General features: G+C 43.7%; 6 protein-coding genes and 1 pseudogene. 6 read left to right on the top strand and 1 reads right to left on the bottom strand.

Features of this window, described 5'->3' with window-relative positions; translation table 11 throughout:
• A partial coding sequence (locus AAFM34_RS20435; RefSeq protein ID WP_341666037.1) for an RNA-directed DNA polymerase occupies window positions 1-1,168 on the bottom strand: 1,168 nt, incomplete at its 3' end.
• Here AAFM34_RS20435 and AAFM34_RS20440 point away from each other — a divergent pair.
• From AAFM34_RS20440 to AAFM34_RS20465, 6 genes and pseudogenes are all read left to right on the top strand, one after another.
• The gene (locus AAFM34_RS20440; protein WP_285383940.1) at window positions 1,154-1,522 is read left to right on the top strand and encodes a four helix bundle protein; all 369 of its coding nucleotides are present in this window, start codon (window positions 1,154-1,156) and stop codon (window positions 1,520-1,522) included. The two genes, AAFM34_RS20435 and AAFM34_RS20440, sit on opposite strands and share 15 nt — an antisense overlap.
• A 137-nt stretch (window positions 1,523-1,659) precedes the next feature.
• A pseudogene (locus AAFM34_RS20445) lies at window positions 1,660-1,887 on the top strand (ArdC-like ssDNA-binding domain-containing protein); the annotation flags it as partial.
• The gene (locus AAFM34_RS20450; RefSeq protein WP_341666048.1) at window positions 1,876-2,415 is read left to right on the top strand and encodes a zincin-like metallopeptidase domain-containing protein; all 540 of its coding nucleotides are present in this window, start codon (window positions 1,876-1,878) and stop codon (window positions 2,413-2,415) included. The pseudogene AAFM34_RS20445 and the gene AAFM34_RS20450, both read left to right, overlap by 12 nt.
• Before the next feature lie 97 nt (window positions 2,416-2,512).
• Window positions 2,513-2,851, top strand: coding sequence for a hypothetical protein (locus tag AAFM34_RS20455; RefSeq protein ID WP_248875180.1), 339 nt, complete (start codon window positions 2,513-2,515; stop codon window positions 2,849-2,851).
• A 159-nt stretch (window positions 2,852-3,010) separates the two neighbouring features.
• Window positions 3,011-3,424, top strand: coding sequence for an antirestriction protein (locus tag AAFM34_RS20460; RefSeq protein ID WP_341666044.1), 414 nt, complete (start codon window positions 3,011-3,013; stop codon window positions 3,422-3,424).
• Window positions 3,425-3,631: 207 nt separating this feature from the next.
• The gene (locus AAFM34_RS20465) at window positions 3,632-3,928 is read left to right on the top strand and encodes a hypothetical protein (protein WP_341666046.1); all 297 of its coding nucleotides are present in this window, start codon (window positions 3,632-3,634) and stop codon (window positions 3,926-3,928) included.
• Window positions 3,929-4,134 lie beyond the last annotated feature (206 nt).

Consider the following 4,134-nt stretch of genomic DNA (forward strand, 5'->3'; position numbering starts at 1 on the left):
AATGGTAAAGGCTTTGCCGCAACTTGCAATGATTGGCTTGGTTTAGTAGTCCATAGTAGCTGTTTACCGTGGATTGCATCGCCTTGAGTTGAGTGTAAAACGGAGCTTGATGAATGTCTTTTTTACTCCAAAGACCTCGGGAGGGCTTTGTTTTAGGCGCTGACCCCTTCGATGTTAGAAGGGTATTGAAATAGCGCAAACGGTTCTTTAATGAATCAATGGTGCTTTTTCGAATATGCTTATGGTGTGGGTAAACACGAAAGCCAAGGTAATCAAATCCATTGTCGACTGAAGATATTTGTGTTTTGCAAGGATGCAATTTTAAATGCAGGTTTGAATGAAGGTAGCGTTCAATTTGAACTTTCCAGTATTGCAGTTTTTCTGGTGAATCGGCCAGAAGAAGTAAATCGTCCATATATCGAATGTATCCTTTAACACTAAGGTTATGTTTGATGTAGTGGTCTAGATCATTGAGATAAAAATTGCCAAATAACTGGCTAGTCACACTACCAATAGGCAAGCCGGTGTGAACAGTGTTCTGAAATTGAAGTTTTTTATGGTGTGGGATTTTGTTTAGTAGATGCAGTTTGCCTGTTTTTTGGTTTGGTTGCGCGGTTGCATCATGTTGCACGATAAGCTCCGTGAGCGTTGTTAAGCACCATTTGCGAAGAGGGCTTAACGTTGAACGTTCAATGAGCGAGCGCAGTTGATTGATGAGTGTGGCTTTATTAATGCAATTGAAATAACTATAGATGTCTAGCTGAAGCCCCCAAGAATGGTGAGGCTGACGCATGCATTTTTGCGCTTTACATATTGCCGATAACGTTCCTTTGCCTTTTCTATTGGCGTAGGTGTCGTTAATTAGTCGCCTCTCCATCATAGGTGTGAATTGCAATGCTACCCACATTTGAACAATGCGATCTCTAAAATCAGGCGCGTAGACTTCTCTGAGTTTAGGCTCTGTTATCGCGAAGTGATGGTAAGGCCTAGGGTGATAGGTGTTGGTTAATATTTGAGTGGCTAAATCACAACAAATCGTTGGGAAATTCAGGGCGTTTGCGGACTTTTGTTGGCTGCTTCCTGACAGTGTCACACAATGCAATAGTTCAGCAGAAAGCTGATGGTGATATTTGAGGTTAGGATTTTGAATAAGATGTTTCGTCATCATCGTATCTACTATGATTTGCAAAAATTATACAAATTATATTGGGGGCAACATCAGCATTTACCAAGGGCTTTTCGATTTACAACAGGAGAGCAAATTTTAAATGAGCTTACCCAAAGCATTCGTTGCTCGGTTCAAGCTAATTTATATGGAAAATTAAAAACAGGAAAACGGAAGGCTTTTGAATGGTTGTTCGAGCTTAATGCGAATTTGGACGTAGTGCAAAGTTTGTTAATGTTGGCGTGGGAGTTGAAATTTTTATCTCACGGCGCGCTCGTTTTGCTTACTGAGCAGCTCGAATTGATTCAGCGGCAAGTGGTGGGTTGGCGTAAATGGTTTCAGAGTCAGTTTGAATAAGGTCGGTTCGTTTTCCATGAATATAAATAGTTACAGCTTTAAGGGGCGTTGTTAATGAAAAAACGTAAGCACGTCTTTAAATCGACTCATTGACTTTCAAGCATTAACACAGATACCGCCAACTAAGGCGGTATCAGAGTCAAACCGAATATAAAGGGTTGAATATCATGTTACTTTGGATGAGTGCGCAGCTTAACCGCTTTTCATCCAACCAATGGCTGACGTACAAGCAGTCGAAAGCGCCGGGTGGTCAGGTTAGAAAGGGTGAAAAAGGGACAGCGATTTTCTTTTTCAAAATCGTGGAGAAGAAAAATCGGCACGAAGATGATAATGACGAGCAAGATACCTACGCGATGTTACGAACTTTTAAGGTTTTTAACGTTGATCAAATTGATGGGATTGAAGACGATGAAGTAGCCATGGCGCGCCCTGAACGTGATGAGATAGCATTGATTGATGAAGCTGAGCGCTTCATTCAGCAGACGGGAGTATCTATTCGTTATGGTGGACAGAAAGCGTTTTATCGTCCATCTACGGATGACGTTGTCATCCCTGAACGTGAAAGGTTCGCTTCGACAGCCGATCTCTATGCCACCATTATGCATGAGTTGACGCATTGGACGGGACATCAATCTCGTTTAGATCGTGACAGCAAAGGGCGGTTTGGTAGCAAGGATTACGCTTTTGAAGAGTTAATCGCTGAACTCGGGGCCGCTTTTACCATGGCGGATTTGGGGATAGTTGGTGACGTTCAACACGAATCTTATATCGCAAACTGGTTGGAGGCGTTGAAAAATGACAAGCGTTATGTTTTTAAAGCCGCCGCTCAAGCCAGTAAAGCGCATCAATACCTCATGTCGCTGAACGAAATGAAGATTTCTAAAGCGGCATAGCGAAAGTGCCCGATCATGTTATTGCATGATCGGGCTTTTTTTTGTTCAATCTGGATCGGTTAATCTATGCGTTTGGATGCATTTGAATGGAGGCGCAATGAAAAAAATAGAAGCGATTAAAACTGGGCTGTTTTTTTACGATGACGGGGAGTCAAACCTGTCTCTCAGAGAGAACTTTGAAAGCCAAGTGTACAGCTCATTCGATGACATGATGTTCGACCTCTATTTGCTGAGCAAAAATGAAGATTTCAAGTTTGCCTTGGCACATGAAACCGAAAGCCATTTCCCTCGACGCACACCCGAAGAGCGTCAAGCACTGCTCGTGAAAAAGGTTCATGCCCAGCGTCGCTATCAAGACCACCTAGAAAAAGGAGGGACAGAGCTTCAATTGAGTGGCATGTTAGCCGATTTTGATAAGAAAAAAGCCCGTCATTGATTGACGAGCTTTTTCACACTTCGTTATACTAGCAGCACAACGCATCAGACGTTGTAAATCTTGGCCAGTGCTACCATTCATAATCGAGTGGTGCCAGAGCCCAAGATTATGATTGATAGCCTCGCTTGTTGTCAATCCATCAATTCAAAGGTGATCGTCATGATTACTGCATCAATTGTTCCCACTCAGGAACGCCCTAATTTTTATCCATCAATGACCTCAAACTACCTCACGGTTGAGCAAGCTGTGTATCATTTTTCTGATCAGTTTTTACCGGATTATTCTGGTGGTTACTGGGAGTTTGTGACGTTAAGCAATGGCGGGAAGTTTGCTTATCCAGAAATGGGTGAGCCTGTCGCTGTCAATAATGATTACAACTGTGCGTCGGCATCGCTTTCTAAGGAAGCCGCTGGTATTTGTGTCTGGATAATCATGCTGGGCAACTGCGCCATGTCTGCTTATCAAAAGGGCAACAAAGCGGAGCTGGATAACCTCAGTGAGCATCAAGTTTTGCTCATGGATTACGCCAGAGAACACGCTGAGTGGGAGAACATTGCTCGCGTGATTAACTAATGGTTTAAGCCATTGAAGCGTTAAGCGCTTTTTACCACAGGAGAAGTCCTGTGGGGCTTCTCTTTTTTACTTTATTGGAGAAGTCTAATGTTAAAACTTGATGCTATCGTGAACACCCAACAAATCTTTGAAAACTCCCCATCTAAGGCGGCGACGCACTATCATTTAGCGCGTCATAACTACTTGTCACTGACAGAAGAGGGGCGCTTGTACATTTGGTGCAGCGTCAATGAAGCCTGGATTGAAACACAAAGTCCGGTTCATGAAGAGGGGCTGGTCCTGAATCTTCGCGCTCTCGCCAGTGCCGGTGTCAGCTTTACGGGTTTGCACCCATGCGCTCGATGCCACAGCACCACACACAATCATATTATGGTTGGTCGTGATGGCAGCGTGGTGTTGAACTGCCTAAGTTGTGGTTCGGTTATCAACGTATGGCGTGATATTTGGGAGGGCGTCCAGAAAGGGGTTCAACCATACACTCACGTTGAATCACGTCTGTCGTGATGTGTTGTTACACAGTAATACTTTACAGATAGCGGGTACTCCGCGGCGTTGCTAGTTCGGCTGGCAATGCCAGAAGAATAAGCAACTTACAATGACGATTCTTTTTAGAGGTACACACTATGTTTCACCAAAATCAATCAAAGTTAGCGCTCATCGATGAAGCGATGCATCTTGAGTGGGTTTGTGCTCAAGTGCCAGAGTTAGCA

This window comes from Vibrio sp., from assembly GCF_038138445.1.
GTDB lineage: Bacteria > Pseudomonadota > Gammaproteobacteria > Enterobacterales > Vibrionaceae > Vibrio.

Bases quoted from the DNA above. Each gene is read 5' to 3' on its own strand.
- AAFM34_RS20460 (WP_341666044.1), top strand. From the start codon at position 3,011: ATGATTACTGCATCAATTGTTCCCACTCAGGAACGCCCTAATTTTTAT.
- AAFM34_RS20440 (WP_285383940.1), top strand. From the start codon at position 1,154: ATGTTTCGTCATCATCGTATCTACTATGATTTGCAAAAATTATACAAA.
- AAFM34_RS20450 (WP_341666048.1), top strand. From the start codon at position 1,876: ATGTTACGAACTTTTAAGGTTTTTAACGTTGATCAAATTGATGGGATT.
- AAFM34_RS20455 (WP_248875180.1), top strand. From the start codon at position 2,513: ATGAAAAAAATAGAAGCGATTAAAACTGGGCTGTTTTTTTACGATGAC.